Here is a 19,308-nt window from a genome sequence, read left to right on the forward strand (position 1 = left end):
GCTTTTCTTATACAAATAAACGGACAAAGCTATAAAGTAGCAAGATACTACCAAGCACGATACGGTATTTACCGAAAAGGGTGAAGTCGTGTTTTTTCACATAGCTGGTCAAGAAACGGATAGCGACCATGCTGACTGCGAAAGCGACTCCCATGGCAACTAAGAGCAAGAACAATTGCCCGAAGTCCAAGAGTTGTCCTGCTTTTACAAATTTGAAAATCTTTAAGGCGCTAGCTCCAAACATAACTGGAATTCCAAGATAGAAGGTAAATTCCGTTACAACAGAACGACTGGTCCCATTTAACAAACCACCGACGATCGTTGCCCCAGAACGGCTTGTCCCTGGTAAAAGGGCAAGAACTTGGAAGAGTCCGATATAGAAAGCTGTCGTATAAGGTAGTTTATCTAACTCTGTTACACTTGGTTCGATAGCACGTGCTTTATTACGCTTTTCCAAATAGATAAAGGCAATCCCATAGATAATCAACATAAGAGCAACAGAAACCATGTTATGGAAGTGGGTATCAAACCAATCATCAAATTTAAAGACGGCAAGTAAAGGCAAAGTTGCAATCAAGACCTTCAACCACAGTCTCCAAGTCTTACGAACTTCCTGCTTGTCCTTAGTCGATTTGAAAGGATTGAGCTTATTAAAGTAAATGACCATAACCGCCAAAATCGCACCAAGCTGAATCACGACATTAAACATGGAGATAAAGGCTTCATTTTGATTTTGGTATTGGATAAATTCCTCTGCTAAAATCAAGTGACCTGTACTGGAAATCGGCAACCATTCTGTAATTCCTTCAACAATCCCGAAGAAGATAGATTTTAAAATTTCAATAAGATACATAGATTACTCCTTTTTTTCTATCTTCCATTATAGCATATTTTTTCAGCCTGTGATAGCTCTCTTTAAAAGGCGCCTATACTGCCACCGCCTCCTCCTCCAGAGAAGCCGCCCCCAGAACTTCCACTTCCAGAAGATACGGAGTAGGTACTTGCTGTATTTGCGACACTGGCATAATGGCTCATTTTTGCTGTTGAATGATAAAACATGCCATGCCAACCATAATCTACATAAAGATTGATATCTGGATTTTCTACTTGGATATGATGCACCTTCATCAAATGACTGACCTTATCCGCATAGCCAAATAAGGTCGCATAGACCAAGAGGCGATTCCAGACCACAATACTTTCCAGCTCAGCCTGATCCAATCGTGCAATCTCCCGCAACATATTTTCAAAACTGGTCCAAAGATAGTATACTTCTGCTCCTGCTTCATTTAGGACACCATCACGATTATCTAGTCGAAGCTTCCAATAATAGAAAACAGCCAAAACCAAACCTAGAAAACCAAGTATTGGCAAGGGGATGTAAAGATAGCCATAAACGTCCAAACTGTACAAGAACAGACCAAATTCGATAAATAATGGTAGGATAGTAGAGAGTCCCATCCCCACTTGCAAAGCCTTTTCCCCACCAGTTAAAGGTCGATAGTAATCTGGGAGTCCCCAGAAGGAAACTCGATTTCGCACTCCTTCTTGCATCTCTTTCAATACTTCTTCGAAAGAAGATTTGAGCTGAAGCCCTCTTGCTTGAATCCGTTTTTCATCAGCAGCTTTGGCTCCGCGATAAAGACTTTCAGATACCTTGTAATCTGCAAACAAATTGGAAAGAGCTGTTTCTTTTTTGCCTGAAAAAGCCAGATTTAGACAGTCTTTCTCAAAGCTTGACAAACCATCTTCTTTTACCAGTCTTAACCCAACTGCATCCCCTTCTGAAATGATAGAGACATTCCCACGGTCTATCACATCTAGCAAGGTAGCTTGAACAAGTTGGTCAAAGGTGAATTTACCTGCTCCTTTGGTTAGAGGACTCACTTCCTCCAAAGAGGTCGAGTAGACAGCCTCTGATAAAACCATAGGTTCTAATTCCATTGGTGGTTCATAGAGACGATGATTTTTGGCATATTTGACTGAAGAAGTGGTCTTTCTTCTATAGATGAAATAGAAGCAGACACTCAATAACAAGGAGATGGAAAGGATAGAAGGGAAGACCCATGTAACGAGTTGTTTACTTTGCTCTTTTTCTTTAACAATCGAGTCTTCTATCTGATTAAACTCTTCTAAACGATTCCCTTTCAAGCCCTGATCCCTAGCGCTAGCAAAATCGGTCCGAGGCCAATAGGCATGCAATTCAACTCCACGCTTAGCCGGAAGATTGTCCAAACGAATAGTATAATCAAGGTTACTCTTTTCAACCGTTCCCTCTCTAAAGAGTTTCCCTGTATGGAAAAAGAGTTTTTCAGCCCCCTTATCTCCCCTTACATGAAATTCAAACTTTCCAATAGTCCCTGAACTATCTGTTAAAGGTTGCCAATTTAATTCAGCGATATCATCATAAAGGAAAAGCAAATTCTTTAAGTTCCAAACGAGGTCAACTTCAACTGTGTCGCCTTCTTGACCTGGATTATAAACTTTAACAGTATAACCATCTGCTCCTTCTATCACTTCGCTAGTAACGTCTGCTAGTTCAGCACCATTTTTCGCAGCCTGAACCTTTGGATGAGGATCAATGTCAAATCCACTAGGCATCTTGCCAGCACGTCCAAGTCCCACGATTTGGCCCTTAAAATCCTCCTCAAACTGATAAACTATCTTTTGTCTAAATTCTGCCGTATTGTCTGCATGAATATACAAATCCCCTTGGTAAGAGTTTATCTTGAAATCAATGGCAAAAACAGAGAGTGGCAGAAGGCAAAACAAGCCTAAGACCAGTAAGAAAAAAGTTTTTTTCATCAACTAAGCCCCCTTTTTATCTTTGCTATCATTATATCATTTTTTCATAAGTAAGGGCTTACCTATATTGAAAAATAGAGTTTTTTTCGATAAAATAGGAGACAGTTATTTTTTAATAGATTAGAAATAGGAGAAATCATGAGAAAAATATACTTATCTATTTTCACAAGTCTCTTGCTGATGCTAGGATTTGTCAATGTTGCTCAAGCTGATGAATATTTACGCATCGGGATGGAAGCAGCATATGCTCCCTTTAACTGGACTCAGGATGATGATAGCAATGGAGCTGTCAAAATCGATGGGACCAACCAGTATGCCAACGGATACGATGTTCAAATCGCCAAGAAAATCGCTAAGGACTTGGGTAAAAAACCTTTGGTTGTTAAAACAAAGTGGGAAGGTCTAGTTCCTGCCCTTACTTCTGGTAAGATTGACATGATTATCGCAGGTATGAGTCCTACTGCCGAACGCAAACAAGAGATTGCCTTTTCAAGCAGTTACTATACTAGCGAACCAGTTCTACTGGTCAAAAAAGATTCTACTTACGCAAACGCTAAAACTTTAGATGACTTTAACGGTGCGAAAATCACTTCTCAACAAGGTGTTTACCTTTACGATTTGATTGCACAAATCCCAGGTGCTAAAAAAGAAACAGCCATGGGAGACTTCGCTCAAATGCGCCAAGCTCTTGAAGCTGGTGTCATAGATGCCTATGTTTCTGAACGCCCAGAAGCTCTGACTGCCGAAGCTGCAAACTCTAAATTCAAGATGGTTCAAGTTGAACCAGGTTTCAAAACTGGGGAAGAAGATACAGCTATTGCCATCGGACTTCGTAAAGATGACAATCGTATTAGCCAAATCAATGCCAGCATTGAAACCATTTCAAAAGACGACCAAATTGCCTTGATGGATCGTATGATCAAGGAACAACCTGCCGAAGCTACAACAACTGAAGAGACTAGCAGTAGTTTCTTTAGCCAAGTCGCTAAAATTCTTTCTGAAAACTGGCAACAACTCTTGCGTGGTGCTGGTATCACTCTTTTAATCTCAATCGTCGGAACCATCATAGGTCTCATTATTGGTCTTGCCATTGGTGTCTTCCGTACTGCTCCTCTCTCTGAAAATAAAGCTATTTATGGCTTACAAAAGCTAGTCGGCTGGATTCTCAATGTCTACATTGAAATTTTCCGTGGTACACCAATGATCGTTCAATCGATGGTTATCTACTACGGAACTGCCCAAGCTTTCGGTATCAACCTTGACCGTACACTGGCTGCAATCTTCATCGTTTCGATTAACACTGGTGCCTACATGACCGAAATCGTCCGTGGTGGTATCCTAGCAGTTGACAAGGGACAATTTGAAGCTGCTACTGCTCTTGGTATGACTCATAACCAAACCATGCGTAAGATTGTCCTACCTCAGGTAGTCCGCAACATCCTACCCGCAACTGGTAATGAATTTGTCATCAATATCAAAGATACATCTGTATTGAACGTTATCTCTGTTGTCGAACTTTATTTCTCAGGAAATACCGTGGCAACTCAAACCTATCAATACTTCCAGACATTTACAATCATCGCCGTGATTTACTTTGTCCTCACCTTCACCGTAACACGTATCCTACGCTTCATCGAACGCCGCATGGACATGGATACCTATACTACAGGTGCTAACCAAATGCAAACGGAGGATTTGAAATAATGACACAAGCAATCCTTGAAATTAAACACCTCAAAAAATCCTATGGACAAAACGAAGTGCTAAAAGACATTTCACTCACTGTCCACAAGGGAGAGGTAATCTCTATCATCGGAAGCTCTGGAAGCGGAAAATCAACCTTCCTACGCTCCATTAACCTCCTTGAAACGCCAACTGATGGACAAATCCTTTATCATGGACAAAACGTCCTCGAAAAAGGCTATGACCTCACACAATACCGTGAAAAGTTGGGAATGGTTTTCCAATCCTTTAACCTCTTTGAAAATCTCAACGTTCTCGAAAACACAATCGTCGCTCAGACAACTGTCCTTAAACGCGAACGTACAGAAGCTGAAAAAATTGCCAAAGAAAACCTAGAAAAAGTCGGCATGAGAGAACGCTACTGGCAAGCAAAACCGAAACAACTCTCAGGTGGTCAAAAACAACGTGTAGCCATCGCTCGTGCCCTCTCCATGAATCCGGACGCCATTCTCTTTGATGAACCAACATCAGCTCTCGATCCAGAAATGGTTGGAGAAGTCCTCAAAATCATGCAAGATTTGGCTCAGGAAGGCTTGACTATGATTGTTGTAACCCACGAAATGGAATTCGCCCGTGATGTCTCTCATCGTGTTATCTTTATGGATAAGGGTGTGATTGCTGAAGAAGGCAAACCAGAAGACCTCTTCACCAATCCTAAAGAAGACCGTACAAAAGAATTCCTTCAACGCTATCTCAAATAAAAAGAAAAGGCTGCATAAATCGTGCAGTCTTTTTACTAGCCAAAAAATGAAAAGGCAGACCCTATTCAAGAATCCGCCATCATCCAAAGATTAATCTTCAAATTTTTCATGATTTTTATCATAGAAATCAATTAAACCTAGAGCTGTTTCAAATGAAATATTTTTTACTTTTGCACGACCCTGCGCTAGAGCAATGATAGACATTTCACGCGCATTCGTTTCTTTAGAGATACGGTAGCCTGTGATTTTCTTATCACGAACCCAGCCAACAACTGATTCTACTTTTTCAAAGTTTGACTTAGCCATGTCCTTCTCCTATTTTCTTCTTTACGATATTTAATTGTATACGTTTTTATGACTTTTGTCAATAAAAAAACATATATTCAATAAAATTAATGATTTATTTTTCTATTACTATCTTATTAAATCCGATAATATATAGGTTTTCCCTTGCTATAAACCATTAGTAAATACCTTTAAAATAATTGTATTATTAAATCATTTACTTGTAAAAATATTCATGATTTACAAATACCAGTTCGGGATAGGTTAGACAGGTTTTATACTCAACTTTATTCTATTTATCCAACTTTAAAACAATATTTCTAATAGCGAAAGACTTTCTCTCCACACTATTACTAACTATTCTTTCTCTTCTCCTTCTTTACTATTCTTCCTGCCTTTATAAGCACTTTTCACTTGCTCAACTGGTACTATTTATTTACTTTATCAAGATTCCTTTTTATTTCTTCAAACCTATAAAAAGATGAGTCGTTAGGAGACAATAGTATCCTGTCTTCTAACATTTTCCACTGTTTTTATCTTCTTAGTATCTTATCACTCTTCTCAGTTAACTCATTATAAGGTTTCTCATTAGTATTGATTATTTTTTCTAATTCCTATTATATTTAACCAAATTTCAGATTAGACATATATAAAATAGTGGATTCTAAAAATACGCCTTATATATAACAAGTAATTTTACTCCCTTACTATAAACTGGATCAAAAAATAATAGGTACTATAATGACTTGTGATAGAAATAACGTAATCGATTTCCTAAGTCCATAGGAATCGCCCCCTTTCTTCACCCTCATTATAGCACCTATACATCAGTTGTGCAAATAATATGATATTTTTTTATTAGTCCTCAGACAAGCATATTATAGAGCGTTTCATTACCATTTAAGTTAATATAAGCTGGATCAAAACCTTCCATTCGACGAATCAATCCTGCATAATCATGCTTATCTGCTAAAGCGATCCCAATTAATACTGGTCCTGTTCCCTTGCTAGCTCGTTTGATATACTCAAAACGTGTGATATCATCATTTGGCCCCAGGATATCATTTACAAACTCACGCAAGGCCCCTGGACGCTGTGGAAAATTGACCACAAAGTAATGCTTAATCCCATCATAAATCAAGGCACGCTCTTCCATTTCTGGCATACGGTTGATATCATTATTTCCTCCAGAAATGATACAACAAATGGTTTTCCCCTTGATATATTCAGCTAAAACCTCTAAAGAAGCGATACTAGCCGCTCCAGCAGGTTCTGCGACAATCCCTTGCTTAGAGTAGAGATCAATCAAGGTTTCAGAAATCAATCCCTCATCGACACCTACCAAAGTTTGAACATGTTGACGAGTTGCCTCATAGGTCAACTGACCTACCTTTTGAACAGCAATCCCATCTGCAAACTTGTCAATTTCCTTGAGTTTGACAGGCCCACCAGCTTCAAAGGCAGCCTTCATGGAACGCGCTCCATTAGCCTCTACCCCAATGACTTCAATCTCTGGACTTGTTTCCTTGATATAAGTCGAAACTCCAGCAATGAGACCGCCGCCTCCAACAGGGACCAAAACAGCATCAAAATCAATCGATTCTTTTCGAGCTTCTTCTAAAATCTCATAAGCAACTGTCCCTTGACCAGCTTGAACATGGGCATCATCAAAGGGATCAATAAAGGTACGGTTTTCAGAGAGTGTAAATTCTTGAGCTGCTTTAGCTGAGGCATCAAAGGTATCTCCAACTAGCTTAATGGTTACGAAATCCCCACCAAAAAAGCGAACCTGACCAATCTTTTGTTGCGGAGTAGTAATGGGCATAAAGATAGTAGCAGGAATTTTCATCTCATTACAAGTATAGGCAACTCCCTGCGCATGATTTCCCGCAGAAGCGCAGACTACCCCACGCTCACGTTCTTCCTTGCTGAGCTGGGAAATGGCATAATAGGCACCACGAATTTTAAAAGAGCGAACACGTTGAGCATTTTCCTTTTTCAAATAAATCTTAGCACCATACTTCTCCGATAAATAATGGTCGTAATCCAGTGGGGTATTCACAACCACACCGTTCAAGACCTTATGAGCCTTGATGATATCTTTTGAACTTAACATCATTTTCTCCTAGACTATTTCATACTTATACTCTTCGAAAACCTCTTCAAACCATGTCAGCTTCACCTTGGATTAGGTATGGTTACTGACTTCGTCAGTTCTATCCACAACCTCAAAACAGTGTTTTGAGCTGACTTCGTCAGTTCTATCCACAACCTCAAAACAGAGTTTTGAGTTGACTCCGTCAGTCTTATCTACAACCTCAAAGCAGTGCTTTGAGCAGCCTACGGCTAGCTTCCTAGTTTGCTCTTGATTTTCATTGAATATTATCTCAATCCATCCTCTTAAAAAGAGAGATGAATTGATTATAAAAGCGAGTTAGTCCCCCAACTCGCCTTCACCTTAATTTCTATCAATTAGTTATAGATTTTGAATGCATCATCGTCGTTTTTACCAACGAATGGCATTGCTTTACGCAATTCTGCACCAACTTTTTCAATTTCAAGGTTAGCTGCTTGTTCACGGTAAGCAGTCAATTTTGGACGTCCAGCTTTATAGTCATTTACAAAGTCATTTGCAAATTTACCATTTTGGATGTCTGCCAAGACAGCTTTCATGTTTTCTTTAACTTGCTCAGTAATTACACGTGGACCTGATACATAGTCACCGTACTCAGCAGTGTTTGAAATTGATTGACGCATTTTCTTGAAGCCACCTTCGTAGATCAAGTCAACGATCAATTTCATTTCGTGAAGAACTTCAAAGTATGCCAATTCTGGAGCGTAACCTGCTTCTGTCAAGACTTCGAAACCTGCTTCGATAAGGGCAGTCAAACCACCACAAAGTACAGCTTGTTCACCAAACAAATCTTCTTCAGTTTCTTCTTTGTATGTTGTTTCAAGAAGACCTACACGAGCTGCTCCAACACCTTTACACCAGTCCATAGCAATGTTTTTAGCATTTCCTGTTGCATCTTGGTATACTGCATAAAGAGCTGGAACACCAAATCCTTCTTCGTAAGTACGACGTACCAAGTGTCCTGGTCCTTTAGGAGCACACATGAAGACATCTACATCTGCAGGAACTTTGATAAATTCAAAGTGAATGTTGAAACCATGGGCAAATCCAACTGCATTTCCAGCTTCCAAATTTGGAGCGATTTCTGCTTCGTACAATTCTTGTTGGATTTCGTCTGGTGCCAAAATCATGATAACGTCAGCCAATTTAGTTGCTTCTGCTACTGTGTAAGTGTCAAATCCATCTTCTTTTGCTTTGTCAAAAGATTTACCTGGACGTACACCGATGATGACATCACGACCTGAGTCACGCAAGTTTTGAGCATGCGCATGTCCTTGTGAACCATAACCGATAACGGCGATTTTTTTACCGTCAAGTGCTGCTACTTTAACATCTTTTTCATATTCCATTTGAACTGCCATAGTTTTTCTCTCTTTTCTATTATTTATTGCCTTTTAGGCTGGTTTAACAAATTTAAAATATTTTTATACTCTATGAAAATCAAAGAGCAAATTAGGAAGCTAGCCGCAGGCTGCTCAAAGCACTGCTTTGAGGTTGTAAATAAGACTGACGGAGTCAGTAACATATACCTACGGCAAGGCAAAGCTGACGTGATTTGAAGAGATTTTCGAAGAGTATTAATCGCGGGTAAATCCAGTTGCACCAGTTCGAGCAATATTGCGAATACCGTATGGTCGAATGACTCGCAACAGAGCTTCACTCTTTTCAGCATTTCCTGTCATCTGAATGGTAATCGAGCTTGGTGCTACGTCTACAACTGTTGCACGGAAAGGTTGAATAATCGCTAGAATCTCAGCTCGCTTCTCAGCTGGCGCTGACATCTTAACCAAAATTACCTCGCGCTCCAAATGAGGCTTGTCTGTAATATCACGAATGCGAATCACATCAATCTGACGATTGAGCTGTTTGATAATTTGCTCCACCTCATCATGTGAAGCAACATCAATAATAATGGTGATACGCGATACATTCGGATCTTCTGTTGCTCCAACAGAGATACTTTCGATATTAACCTGACGACGAGACAGGACACCGGTAAAGCGATTGAGGACTCCTGAACGATTTTGTAGTTTTGCTGTTAACATTCTACGCATGGAACTTCACCCCCAACATCTCATGATTACTCTTACCAGCTGGTACCATTGGTAACACCTGTTCCTTACGAGAAATATCTACCTCGATTAGCATAGGAACATTCTCAGTGATCACTTCAAGGTCTTGAGCCAAGGTCTCAGGATTGTCAAACTTATAGTTTTTAATGCCATAAGCTTGTGCCATCAATTGGAAATCAGGAAGGGTATCAAAGACTGACTCAGATGTTCTACCTTCATAGAAGGATTCCTGCCATTGGCGAACCATTCCAAGTGAGTGGTTGTTCAGCATAACCACCTTGATTGGCACCTTGTAAATGTTCAAAATAGCCAATTCCTGGTTAGTCATTTGGAAACCACCATCCCCAACGAACAAGACTACTTCCTTATCTGGGTTAGCAATTTTAGCACCGATTGCTGCTGGAATTCCGAATCCCATCGTTCCCAAACCACCTGAAGTCACTAACTGACGTTCATTTTGGTAAGGATAATACTGAGCTGTCCACATTTGGTGTTGACCAACGTCTGTTACCACAATGGCATCACCATTCGTCAACTCACCGATGCGTTCAATAACAGCTTGCGGCTGAACCACACGCTCTTTCTTATCATAAGAACGAACGCGGTTCTTGTCTTTGGTAACTTTTTCAATCCATTTCTCAGTATTGTTATGAACAGTTGGTTCCGCCAACAACATTTGCAAAGCTTTCTTAGCATCTCCAACTACAGGAATATCTGCACTGATAATCTTGCCAATCTCGGCTGGGTCAATATCAATGTGGGCAACCTTAGCATTCTTAGCGAAGGTCTTAGGATTCCCCGTCAAGCGGTCATCGAAACGACAACCAATACTAATCATAAAGTCCGCTTCCGTCATGGCAATATTAGCTGCGAATGACCCGTGCATGCCTCCCATTCCAAGGAAGAGTGGATGACTCGTTGCAATCGTTCCTTGTCCCAAAAGACTGGTTACCACCGGGATTTGATAGCGTTCTGCAAATTCATTTAATTCTGCAGCTGCTTCAGCATAACTAATCCCCCCACCAGCTAACAAGACTGGTTTTTTAGCCTTGGACAATTGCTTCAAAATTTTCTTGATTTGCATATCATTCGGCTCAAGAGTCGGTTGATAGCTTGGTAGGTTCACTTCTGGTGAATAGATGAAGTCGGTTTCTAAAGCAGATACGTCTTTAGGTAGGTCAATGACAACTGGCCCTGGTCGACCTGTAGTTGCGATATGGACAGCTTCCGTAATGATTCGAGGGATATCAGCTGTCTCCCGAACTTGGTAATTGTACTTAGTGATTGGCATGGTAATCCCCACAATGTCTGCCTCCTGAAAGGCATCTTTCCCAATCCCTGCTCGCGCCACCTGACCTGTAAAGACCAAAAGGGGAACGCTATCGCTCATAGCATCTGCAATCCCTGTAATGGCATTTGTTGCTCCTGGTCCGCTAGTGACGACGGCAACACCCAGCTTTCCAGTTGATTTGGCATAACCTTCAGCTTCATGCAAACAACCTTGCTCATGGCGCCCTAGAATGTGGCGAATGCCTTTAAAATTATATATCGCATCATAAAAAGGCAAGACCGCACCACCAGGATAACCAAAGATGGTATCAATTCCTAAATCACGAAGTGTTTCCAAAACTAGGTCCGACCCCGTCTTAGGAGATTCTAAACTGATTTTCTCCATTGTTCCCCTTTCTCTTCTCTTAAAAATAACTTGTTACTATCATACCATTTTTTCAAAATTTTTCAAGAGAAAAGAAGAAATTTTCTGAATTTTCTATTTTAACGTTTTTTTATGAATGTTATTTTTGTTTTTATTAAAAAGATACCGATTTCATTTACTAAAAAAGAAAAAAGAACTGATTTCTCAGTCCTTCATTAATCTTATTCCACACTAAATAAGTATGGGTAAACAGGTTGTTGGCCTTGGTGAATCTCGACTTCAACGTCTTCGAATTCTTCTGCGATTTCTTGAGCAATTTCATTAGCAAGTTCTTCGCTTCCATCTTCACCGATATAGAAGGTTACGATTTCACTATCTTCATCCAACATATGTTTCAAGGTTTCTGTCAAGGTTTGGTGCATGTCAGGGTTTGACACGAGAATTTTCCCATCCACCATACCAAGATTATCGTTTTCATGGATTTCTAAACCATCAATGGTTGTATCACGAACAGCTGTTGTGACGCTTCCGCTAACGACATCGCTAAGAGCAGCAGTCATACGCTCTTGATTTTCTTCGATGGACTTGCTTGGATCAAAGGCAAGAAGACTTGTCAAACCTTGAGGAAGAGTACGAGCTTCTACCACTACTGCTGGTTGCTCCAAAACTTCTGCTGCAGATTGAGCTGCCATGAAGATGTTCTTGTTGTTTGGCAGGAAGATGATGTTACGAGCGTTGACCTGTTCAACAGCCTTGATAAAGTCTTCAGTTGAAGGGTTCATAGTTTGACCGCCTTCAATAACATAATCCACACCTTGAGAACGGAAGATATCTGCTAGACCTTTACCAGCCACTACAGCAATCAAAGCATACTCTTTTTCTTCAGCAGGCTTGCTAACTTGAGCAGCTTCTTTTTCAACCTGTGCTTCGTGTTGGTTACGCATATTGTCAACTTTTACCTTGACCAAGCTACCATATTTGAGACCTTCTTGCATAACAAGTCCTGGATCTTCTGTATGGACATGGACTTTGACAATTTCATCATCGTTAACAACGAGGAGAGAGTCTCCAAGCTCATTCAAGTAGTTACGGAATTCATCGTAGTCAAAATCTTTGGCATAGGTTGGGCCTTGCTTAAGAGCTACCATGATTTCAGTACAGTAACCAAAGGTGATGTCCTCAGTTGCTACATGACCAGCTACAGACTTGTGGTGCTCTGCATTGATCATTTCACTCATGTTAGCTGGAGTCGCTACAAAGTCCTCAGATGCAATATATTCACCAGTAAGGGCTGAAAGGAAACCTTCATAAATGAAGACCAGTCCTTGACCACCTGAGTCCACAACGCCAACTTCTTTCAATACTGGAAGCATGTCTGGTGTTTTAGCTAGAGCTGTTTTAGCACCTTCCAAGGCTGCGCGCATGACTTCAACAGCGTCATCTGTTTGCTCAGCTTTTTTCTTCGCACCAATAGCTGCCCCACGAGAAACTGTCAAAATCGTTCCTTCAACTGGTTTCATAACTGCTTTATAAGCAACTTCCACACCTGATTGGAAGGCAAGGGCCAAGTCTTGACCTGTTAACTCGTCTTTATCCTTGATAGCTTGTGAAAATCCACGGAAAAGCTGAGACGTAATAACGCCTGAGTTTCCACGCGCACCCATCAAAAGACCTTTGGCAAGAATGCTCGCTACCTCGCCAACTGTAGAAGCTGGCTTATCTGCAACTTCTTTAGCTCCATTTTCAATGGTCATTCCCATGTTTGTTCCAGTATCTCCATCTGGAACTGGAAAGACGTTTAATGAATTGACATATTCAGCTTGCTTATTCAAGCGAGTTGATGCAGCCTGCACCATTTCTTGAAATAAGCTAGTAGTAATTTTTGACACGGTTATTCTCCTACAACTTTGATATTTTGAATGTAGACATTTACAGTCTGAGCAGTAATTCCAAGCTGGTTTTCCAAGCTAAAACGAACACGCTCTTGAATGTTTTTTGACACTTCGCTAATCTTTGTTCCGTAGCTCAACACGGTATATACATCAACTGCAATACTGCCATCTTCGGCCGCCTTTACGACGACACCTTTAGAATAATTTTCCTTACCTAGAAGGGCTTGGAAATTATCTTTGAGGGCATTTTTACTAGCCATACCGACCACACCAAAAATCTCAGTTGCTGCTCCACCTACGACGGTTGCAATCACTTCATCTGTTAGTTCGATTTGACCATCTTTTGTATTAATTTTTACAGTCATCCTTTTTACCTCAACTAGTTGATACTCTATTTTATCATATTTCAGCCCAAGTGTAAAAGCAGAATACTGTATCAGCGGATATTTACTCTATTTTTCAAATGATTTTATATCTACAGTAAAAGAAAAAAGACCCTAAGGTCTCCTTACTTTTATTATTAAACGCGTTCAACTTTACCTGATTTCAAAGCACGAGCTGAAGCCCAAACTTTTTTAGGTTTACCATCGATAAGAACAGTAACTTTTTGAAGGTTTGGTTTTACGGCACGTTTTGTTTGGTTCATCGCGTGTGAACGGTTGTTTCCTGATACAGTCTTACGACCTGTAAAGTAACATACTTTAGCCATTTGTGTTTTCCTCCTATTAGATCTAATATAGCGGATGTGCTAGCACCACATACCGTACTATGTTATCACACTTTCTTCATTTTTGCAAGGGAATTGGAAGATTTGTTTGTGTCTAAATTTTTGGGAACAATCAAATATCCTTATAACTCAATAAGAAAACGAGATTTTTCAGACAAAAAAACTGGAAAAAGTTCCTCACTTTACCCCAGCCCTTGACTATATTGCACTATTTATGCTACAATATTGTTTGACTGATTAAGCAAAGTGTGTGTTTGTCTTAATCGGTGGTGTAGGAGTTGCTGCTTCTACACCTTTTTCGTTTTTATTTACTTTACTATTGTAACACACATTAGGCAAAAAAGCAACTATTTTGTATGAAGACATGACAAAAACACCTCTAAAAAATCTTTTTTTAGAGGCTTTTGTCTGCCTTTTTGTGTTATTTATGCCCTCTTTTTCTGATAACAGCTTTGTGTGGCCTATGGTTAATACGAAATCCTGCACCTGGTCCCGTATCCCTAAATTCTTCATACTCTTGTCTCCAAGATCCAAAAAATAGATTGTATAGCTGATCAATTCGTTCAAGGAGTATCATTCTGGCCATAGTACAAGCCCCTTCGATGGACCAATACATCCCTCGATGTTTCATACGGTAAGTAACCTTTCGGTGCTGACTCTCCATTACCCCGATACCACGTGAGGATAACCCTCTAAGTTTAGGTGGTCTAGTGTCACAGAAATTTCTTAATAATTTCTTACGAAAATTATTAAGATTATCAAGAGCTTCTTGACTTTCTGTGAGAGATTCAACTGTATCTAGTACGGTCTGAAGCAGGCTCTTCTGATGATTTTTGATGGCCTTAAAAGCAAGATCAAGTAGTGTAGATGGGTACGGCTTCAGGAATCTTTTAAGTTCTTCATTGACATGATAAGCATCCCAGAAATGCTCATGACGTTTAATCCGTAGGACCTTCTTAATTTCTTGAAATATTCTGCGAGAATATCCTTTACCATTGTCCGAGTTAGTGATAAGAAGAGTTCGATCAGTGATTTCAAAATGATTGCAGAGATAGTCTATCAATTCTTCCTTTGCTTGTTCATGACTTGTATGAATAATCTCATGCTTATTCTCTAGTACATACCGATTATTACCAACCTTCTTCGCTCCAGTATGAATCAGAAAATGGGCTAAGTCTGTATTGTGTCGTTCATCATTGCTTGATGTTGTCTTGATGAGCACACCATCTCCTTCCAGATAGATTTTATCTGCCTGGATTTTTTTCGGTTGCTCATCACCTCTAAAAAGCCGATAGCGTTCCCTCTCTGAAAAGAGTCTGCCTGCCATTTTTACAGACTTCAAAACAGCGTCCTTTGTTATCTCCAGGCGATAAGCCATCTTAACTGTTCGACAAACTTCACGGTAGGATAAAACAGAAGCGTGTTTTGCCATGTGAAAAATCAACTCAGGAGAATAACGTATATACTTTTCTAGACCTAGCCACTCATCTACAGGATAACAACTTTTCTTTCCCTTTCGCCAGCGATTCCTAGAGAAGGTCACCTCTCCAAATGTAAAAACAACTGTCCTCTCTGTACTATCTATCCGCTTATATCCCCTCAGTCTCATAGAGGGAGCAATCTGCTCGTCATAATCTCTTACTCGCTTCAGGAATTGCTGCTCACGTTTGCGATCTAGTTCTGCGACAAATTCTTTTTCATCAAATCTAAACATACTCTCTATTGTACTGAAATCATGACTAGATTGAAAACATCACAAACTTTCTACAAGACTCTTTCAAAAATAAAAGCCTTCCCTTATTGGGAAGGTTGTTTAAATATAAATATAAATATATTTATATCGATAAACTTTCGATTAGTTTATCAAGATAATCTGATGCAGACTTTGCCCCAACTGCTTTAGCAATTTCATCCAATTTTTTTCGATTGCTTGGTTTCAAAGTAAACTGAAATTGTTTCTTACGTTCAAAACTTTCAAAGCTGGCTACATCTGAAATCTGCTCAGGTTGATGGGTTGCTTCAATAATCTGCGAAATCTCTTTTTCTTTTGGTGTGAATGCCATGACAATCTCCTTCTAATTATATTTATAATTGTATTTGTGTTTATAAATATAATTATATTGTATCATAAATTTTTGAAAAAGTCTGCTCCAACTCAATGAAAAACTTTTTGTGTTTTTGATAAAGCTCAGGATTATCCTCCATATCTGCAATAGAGATTTTATCAATCGTGGAATGATTGAATAACTCTTTTGCTGGTACAATTCCTAGAAGGTTATCTGTTCCCTTTTCTTTAGCTTCAAGTCCTAGAGCTTCCAGTAATTCTCTTGATGATCCATAGTTTGGTCGGATCATATTTGCTAAGAAATATAACTCAGCAGTAATATATGATTCTCTTGTACGATAGTCAATTACATCCTTCCTGAATGCTTCTAACCGAGTTGATAAATTAAATTTGGCATTATAACCAAACTCTGAAGGAGTCAAGGGACTAATAATAGCGTGACTGACCGCAACAGCATTTTTAGTAGCTGTCGCAAAGTCTGGTCTACAATCAATCAAGATATAGTCAAACTGATCCAACTTCTTCTTTTCGTAGTTATCCTCTAGCCAAAGATAAAGTAGCATATTTTTCTTATCGCTGTTCTCCAGATCTCGTTCCACTGTATCAAGCTGAACTGAACCTGGAATTAGACTGATATTTTTCTTGACTTGCTTAATATCCACATCGCCACCTTTAAAAGCATTAGCAATCGTATTCTTGCTCTCGTAAATATTATAGCACTGGGTTAAATTGCACTGATGATCAAGATCAATCAAAAGAACCTTATGCCCTTTTTTAGCCAGCCATTCCCCATAATTAAATGTTAAAGTTGTTTTCCCAACACCGCCCTTAATAGCGGCAAATGTGATAATCTTCATTTGATATCCTCCTGTTTTTCTATACTTCTATTATACCACTATAATTATATTTGTAAATATGTTTATAATTATATTTATAATTATTTTCAAAATGAAGTCTCTCCTTCCCTTTCGCCAGCAATTCCTAGAAAAAGTTATCTCTCCAAACGTAAAGAGGACTGTCCTCTCTGTACTGAAATCAAGACTATATTAAAAACATCAGAAACTTCTACAAGACTTTTTCATCCTCAAATCGTCGGTCAACTTTCTCTTCACGACTACGCACGTGCTCCTTAATATCTCTATAATCTGTGTAATGTTTTAGAGTATCGTCAAAGAACTCTTGCAAGGCTCCTTTTTCAATTTGGAATTGTTTGATCAGTTGACTGACATCTTCCAATCCCATATCTTTTGGAACTCCTAAATCATCCAATAGTTGTACCGCCGCAAGACTATTTTCTGGAGATTGCTGGATGGCTAAAAGTGCTCCTTCAATTTTATGATAACGTCCAAGTCGCTCATCTAGCTGTCTTAATTCCTCCTGGGTAGCCTCTATCTTTTCATTAAAGCGCTCCTCCAAATGTTGAAATTGTGTTCCATCTGTCACGCCGTGCTCGACTAAGAAATTATATTCCTTAATCAGTTCACGCATAGAGGAAATTTGAGCGTTTTTAGTTACAAGTGTTTCTCCATTTTGTTTGGCCAATTGCCTTGCTACAGTCAAGCCCATCATGTACCTATTTTTTTGAGATTGATCAGGATTGAGAAAATAAAAATAGTCTTTCTCTTTGATATAGATGGTATAGTTTCCATCCTCATTTTTATCAACTTTATGAGAAGGTATTAAAATTGTACCACTATTTAAAGCTCCCATATCCATCTGCACGTAAATGCCTTGCTTGCTTTCTTGCTCGACCTGCCAGGATTCCACTTCCAATTTCAATTCAAAATCATTTGCCGTTTTTTCTTTTGATTCTTGATATTGTTCTTTCAATTCCCTCACATCAAAAACTAACTGATTCTTAGAAATTCTCTCTTTTATTTTTTCAAGAGAATAGAGTCCTTTCTTCGATAATGTATCATCTCGGACATTTCTTTGTTGGGGCTGATCCAGCAATTTATACTTCACAAATTTTCCAGAGAAATCAATCTGAAGATTAAGCGCAGCTGCCTTTTGTTTGAAATCTTCTAACGACAAAGAGTGCTTCAGAAGAAAATCAAGACGTTCCTTGATTTCAAACCGATAATTATTTTGTCTCCGCCAAGCAGAATACTTTGTATAAGAATTTTTCATAGTAGGCTCAATAATTTTAGCGCCATATCGTGCCGCATGTTTGTCCGAAATGGCTCTCAAATTTTTCAAGGTTTTCTTTTCCCAGCGAAATTTCTTGAGCGTTGAGGTATTGGTGGTATTAAGTATGATATGGTTATGAAGATGATCTTTATCCGTGTGGGTTGCGATCACAAACTCATAATTTCCACCTGTCAATTCTAACATCGTTTGACGGCCAATTTCATGAACCTGCTCAGGAGTCAAGTTATCATCTGGAGAAAAAGACTGGATAATGTGATGAGCTAATACTTGTTTTCCTGAAGATAATTCTTTCAAGTCATCATCTCCTTTTTTAAAGGCTGCAGCTAATTTTGTCATGACCATTTCTTCATCTGCTACACTAAAATCAGAGATTCCATTGCCAGATACTAGCTTCATTTGAAGCTCGCCATTATGGTAGACAAGAGGGAAATCAAGATCACTTTCTGCAGTTTCTGATACAAGAGTTTTCGCTTCATTCAGAATATAGCGTACAGCTATTTTTAAATTGGAAGGAGTTTTAATTTGTTTGGGTGTTTTGATTACTACCATTCGTCATACGTCCTTATTGTTTTCACTTTTCGTTCCTGTAAACTTTTCTTCTCCGCACTAGAAAGTTTGACAGCCACCATCTCTTTCAACTCAGATAGATAGTCAATGACTTGTGCCACTTCCTCTGGCGTAACCCCTTGATTTTCATTGGCATGTTTGGCAATTTGGTTGATGTTCGTACCCACTCGATTGATGGCAACTCGAAGGTCTTTCAATTCAGAAAAATCAATTTGAACCACCTTCCCTTGTACCAGTTGATTCTTCGCATAGTATTGAAAAGATGGAACTCCCATTTGAGCCATCGCCGTTTTAATTTGACGATCTTCCTCTGGTGTTAGTCGTATCAATTTTTGTATATAGCGTTTTCTATTTTCTCGTTTCTGCATTATTTTTTATCCTCTTTCTCTCAAAGTCTCTGGCATTTTCTGACCAGGCATCAGCCCCTGACTTCCTTGTGGCAAGCGTAGCAAATGGATATCCATTTGCGAAATTTAAAAAAATCAAAGAAGGAGAACCCTGCAGTTTTCCTT

At 39.3% G+C, this 19,308-nt stretch carries 18 protein-coding genes; 2 read left to right on the plus strand and 16 right to left on the minus strand.

From position 1 onward, the window contains the following. Positions 1 to 7 precede the first annotated feature (7 nt). Together B7699_RS08175 and B7699_RS08180 are read right to left on the minus strand one after the other, a co-directional pair. Complete coding sequence (locus B7699_RS08175) at positions 8 to 853, minus strand: undecaprenyl-diphosphate phosphatase (protein ID WP_084927911.1); 846 nt, start codon at positions 851 to 853, stop codon at positions 8 to 10. A 62-nt stretch (positions 854 to 915) separates the two neighbouring features. Beyond that, positions 916 to 2,805: a DUF2207 domain-containing protein gene (locus B7699_RS08180; RefSeq protein WP_084927912.1), complete on the minus strand. Its 1,890-nt coding sequence runs from the start codon at positions 2,803 to 2,805 to the stop codon at positions 916 to 918. Positions 2,806 to 2,943: 138 nt separating this feature from the next. Here B7699_RS08180 and B7699_RS08185 point away from each other — a divergent pair, with 138 nt between their 5' ends. Together B7699_RS08185 and B7699_RS08190 are read left to right on the plus strand one after the other, a co-directional pair. Beyond that, positions 2,944 to 4,509 carry an ABC transporter substrate-binding protein/permease gene (locus B7699_RS08185; protein ID WP_084927913.1) on the plus strand — a complete coding sequence of 522 codons (1,566 nt, stop codon included), beginning with the start codon at positions 2,944 to 2,946 and terminating at the stop codon, positions 4,507 to 4,509. Beyond that, positions 4,509 to 5,249: an amino acid ABC transporter ATP-binding protein gene (locus B7699_RS08190; RefSeq protein WP_084927914.1), complete on the plus strand. Its 741-nt coding sequence runs from the start codon at positions 4,509 to 4,511 to the stop codon at positions 5,247 to 5,249. Before B7699_RS08185 ends, B7699_RS08190 begins: the two co-directional genes overlap by 1 nt. 90 nt (positions 5,250 to 5,339) lie before the next feature. On the opposite strand, the gene B7699_RS08195 is transcribed toward B7699_RS08190, so the two are convergent. The 14 genes from B7699_RS08195 to B7699_RS08270 form a co-directional block, all read right to left on the minus strand. Beyond that, positions 5,340 to 5,555, minus strand: a complete 216-nt coding sequence (locus B7699_RS08195) for a capsule biosynthesis transcriptional regulator (RefSeq protein ID WP_001130035.1) — start codon at positions 5,553 to 5,555, stop codon at positions 5,340 to 5,342. A gap of 844 nt (positions 5,556 to 6,399) precedes the next feature. Then, complete coding sequence (ilvA, locus tag B7699_RS08200) at positions 6,400 to 7,650, minus strand: threonine ammonia-lyase IlvA (protein WP_084927915.1); 1,251 nt, start codon at positions 7,648 to 7,650, stop codon at positions 6,400 to 6,402. A 356-nt stretch (positions 7,651 to 8,006) separates the two neighbouring features. Then, entirely contained in the window at positions 8,007 to 9,029 is a 1,023-nt protein-coding gene (ilvC, locus tag B7699_RS08210) for a ketol-acid reductoisomerase (RefSeq protein WP_000290683.1), read from the minus strand. A gap of 216 nt (positions 9,030 to 9,245) precedes the next feature. Next, on the minus strand, positions 9,246 to 9,722 hold the full coding sequence (gene ilvN, locus B7699_RS08220) for an acetolactate synthase small subunit (RefSeq protein WP_001253803.1): 477 nt from the start codon (positions 9,720 to 9,722) through the stop codon (positions 9,246 to 9,248). After that, the gene (locus tag B7699_RS08225; RefSeq protein WP_033682350.1) at positions 9,715 to 11,415 is read right to left on the minus strand and encodes an acetolactate synthase large subunit; all 1,701 of its coding nucleotides are present in this window, start codon (positions 11,413 to 11,415) and stop codon (positions 9,715 to 9,717) included. Before B7699_RS08225 ends, ilvN begins: the two co-directional genes overlap by 8 nt. Positions 11,416 to 11,615: 200 nt before the next feature. Then, positions 11,616 to 13,283 (minus strand): DAK2 domain-containing protein, encoded by a 1,668-nt coding sequence (locus B7699_RS08230; protein WP_084927917.1) that lies wholly within the window; start codon positions 13,281 to 13,283, stop codon positions 11,616 to 11,618. 2 nt (positions 13,284 to 13,285) lie between these two features. Next, a complete protein-coding gene (locus B7699_RS08235) occupies positions 13,286 to 13,651 on the minus strand; it encodes an Asp23/Gls24 family envelope stress response protein (RefSeq protein ID WP_000216437.1) in 366 nt (121 codons plus the stop codon). Between the two features lie 155 nt (positions 13,652 to 13,806). Then, positions 13,807 to 13,995, minus strand: a complete 189-nt coding sequence (gene rpmB, locus B7699_RS08240; protein WP_001140948.1) for a 50S ribosomal protein L28 — start codon at positions 13,993 to 13,995, stop codon at positions 13,807 to 13,809. A gap of 255 nt (positions 13,996 to 14,250) precedes the next feature. Further along, the gene (locus B7699_RS08245) at positions 14,251 to 14,379 is read right to left on the minus strand and encodes a thiamine biosynthesis protein ThiS (RefSeq protein WP_084927918.1); all 129 of its coding nucleotides are present in this window, start codon (positions 14,377 to 14,379) and stop codon (positions 14,251 to 14,253) included. A gap of 55 nt (positions 14,380 to 14,434) precedes the next feature. After that, on the minus strand, positions 14,435 to 15,727 hold the full coding sequence (locus B7699_RS08250) for an ISLre2 family transposase (RefSeq protein ID WP_084927919.1): 1,293 nt from the start codon (positions 15,725 to 15,727) through the stop codon (positions 14,435 to 14,437). Between the two features lie 121 nt (positions 15,728 to 15,848). Further along, positions 15,849 to 16,076, minus strand: coding sequence for a hypothetical protein (locus tag B7699_RS08255; protein ID WP_084927920.1), 228 nt, complete (start codon positions 16,074 to 16,076; stop codon positions 15,849 to 15,851). A 52-nt stretch (positions 16,077 to 16,128) separates the two neighbouring features. After that, complete coding sequence (locus B7699_RS08260; protein WP_084927921.1) at positions 16,129 to 16,935, minus strand: ParA family protein; 807 nt, start codon at positions 16,933 to 16,935, stop codon at positions 16,129 to 16,131. Positions 16,936 to 17,143: 208 nt separating this feature from the next. Then, entirely contained in the window at positions 17,144 to 18,778 is a 1,635-nt protein-coding gene (locus B7699_RS08265; RefSeq protein ID WP_084927922.1) for a relaxase/mobilization nuclease domain-containing protein, read from the minus strand. Beyond that, positions 18,772 to 19,164 carry a plasmid mobilization protein gene (locus B7699_RS08270; RefSeq protein WP_001171916.1) on the minus strand — a complete coding sequence of 131 codons (393 nt, stop codon included), beginning with the start codon at positions 19,162 to 19,164 and terminating at the stop codon, positions 18,772 to 18,774. The genes B7699_RS08265 and B7699_RS08270 overlap by 7 nt, the downstream gene beginning before the upstream one ends. Positions 19,165 to 19,308 lie beyond the last annotated feature (144 nt).

The organism is Streptococcus mitis (assembly GCF_002096835.1).
Lineage (GTDB): Bacteria > Bacillota > Bacilli > Lactobacillales > Streptococcaceae > Streptococcus > Streptococcus mitis_W.

Excerpts from the sequence above, each read along its gene's own strand:
- B7699_RS08175 (WP_084927911.1), bottom strand. The coding sequence starts at position 853 with ATGTATCTTATTGAAATTTTAAAATCTATCTTCTTCGGGATTGTTGAA.
- B7699_RS08180 (WP_084927912.1), bottom strand. The coding sequence starts at position 2,805 with ATGAAAAAAACTTTTTTCTTACTGGTCTTAGGCTTGTTTTGCCTTCTG.
- B7699_RS08185 (WP_084927913.1), top strand. The coding sequence starts at position 2,944 with ATGAGAAAAATATACTTATCTATTTTCACAAGTCTCTTGCTGATGCTA.
- B7699_RS08190 (WP_084927914.1), top strand. The coding sequence starts at position 4,509 with ATGACACAAGCAATCCTTGAAATTAAACACCTCAAAAAATCCTATGGA.
- B7699_RS08195 (WP_001130035.1), bottom strand. The coding sequence starts at position 5,555 with ATGGCTAAGTCAAACTTTGAAAAAGTAGAATCAGTTGTTGGCTGGGTT.
- ilvA (WP_084927915.1), bottom strand. The coding sequence starts at position 7,650 with ATGTTAAGTTCAAAAGATATCATCAAGGCTCATAAGGTCTTGAACGGT.
- ilvC (WP_000290683.1), bottom strand. The coding sequence starts at position 9,029 with ATGGCAGTTCAAATGGAATATGAAAAAGATGTTAAAGTAGCAGCACTT.
- ilvN (WP_001253803.1), bottom strand. The coding sequence starts at position 9,722 with ATGCGTAGAATGTTAACAGCAAAACTACAAAATCGTTCAGGAGTCCTC.
- B7699_RS08225 (WP_033682350.1), bottom strand. The coding sequence starts at position 11,415 with ATGGAGAAAATCAGTTTAGAATCTCCTAAGACGGGGTCGGACCTAGTT.
- B7699_RS08235 (WP_000216437.1), bottom strand. The coding sequence starts at position 13,651 with ATGACTGTAAAAATTAATACAAAAGATGGTCAAATCGAACTAACAGAT.
- rpmB (WP_001140948.1), bottom strand. The coding sequence starts at position 13,995 with ATGGCTAAAGTATGTTACTTTACAGGTCGTAAGACTGTATCAGGAAAC.
- B7699_RS08245 (WP_084927918.1), bottom strand. The coding sequence starts at position 14,379 with ATGTCTTCATACAAAATAGTTGCTTTTTTGCCTAATGTGTGTTACAAT.
- B7699_RS08250 (WP_084927919.1), bottom strand. The coding sequence starts at position 15,727 with ATGTTTAGATTTGATGAAAAAGAATTTGTCGCAGAACTAGATCGCAAA.
- B7699_RS08255 (WP_084927920.1), bottom strand. The coding sequence starts at position 16,076 with ATGGCATTCACACCAAAAGAAAAAGAGATTTCGCAGATTATTGAAGCA.
- B7699_RS08260 (WP_084927921.1), bottom strand. The coding sequence starts at position 16,935 with ATGAAGATTATCACATTTGCCGCTATTAAGGGCGGTGTTGGGAAAACA.
- B7699_RS08265 (WP_084927922.1), bottom strand. The coding sequence starts at position 18,778 with ATGGTAGTAATCAAAACACCCAAACAAATTAAAACTCCTTCCAATTTA.
- B7699_RS08270 (WP_001171916.1), bottom strand. The coding sequence starts at position 19,164 with ATGCAGAAACGAGAAAATAGAAAACGCTATATACAAAAATTGATACGA.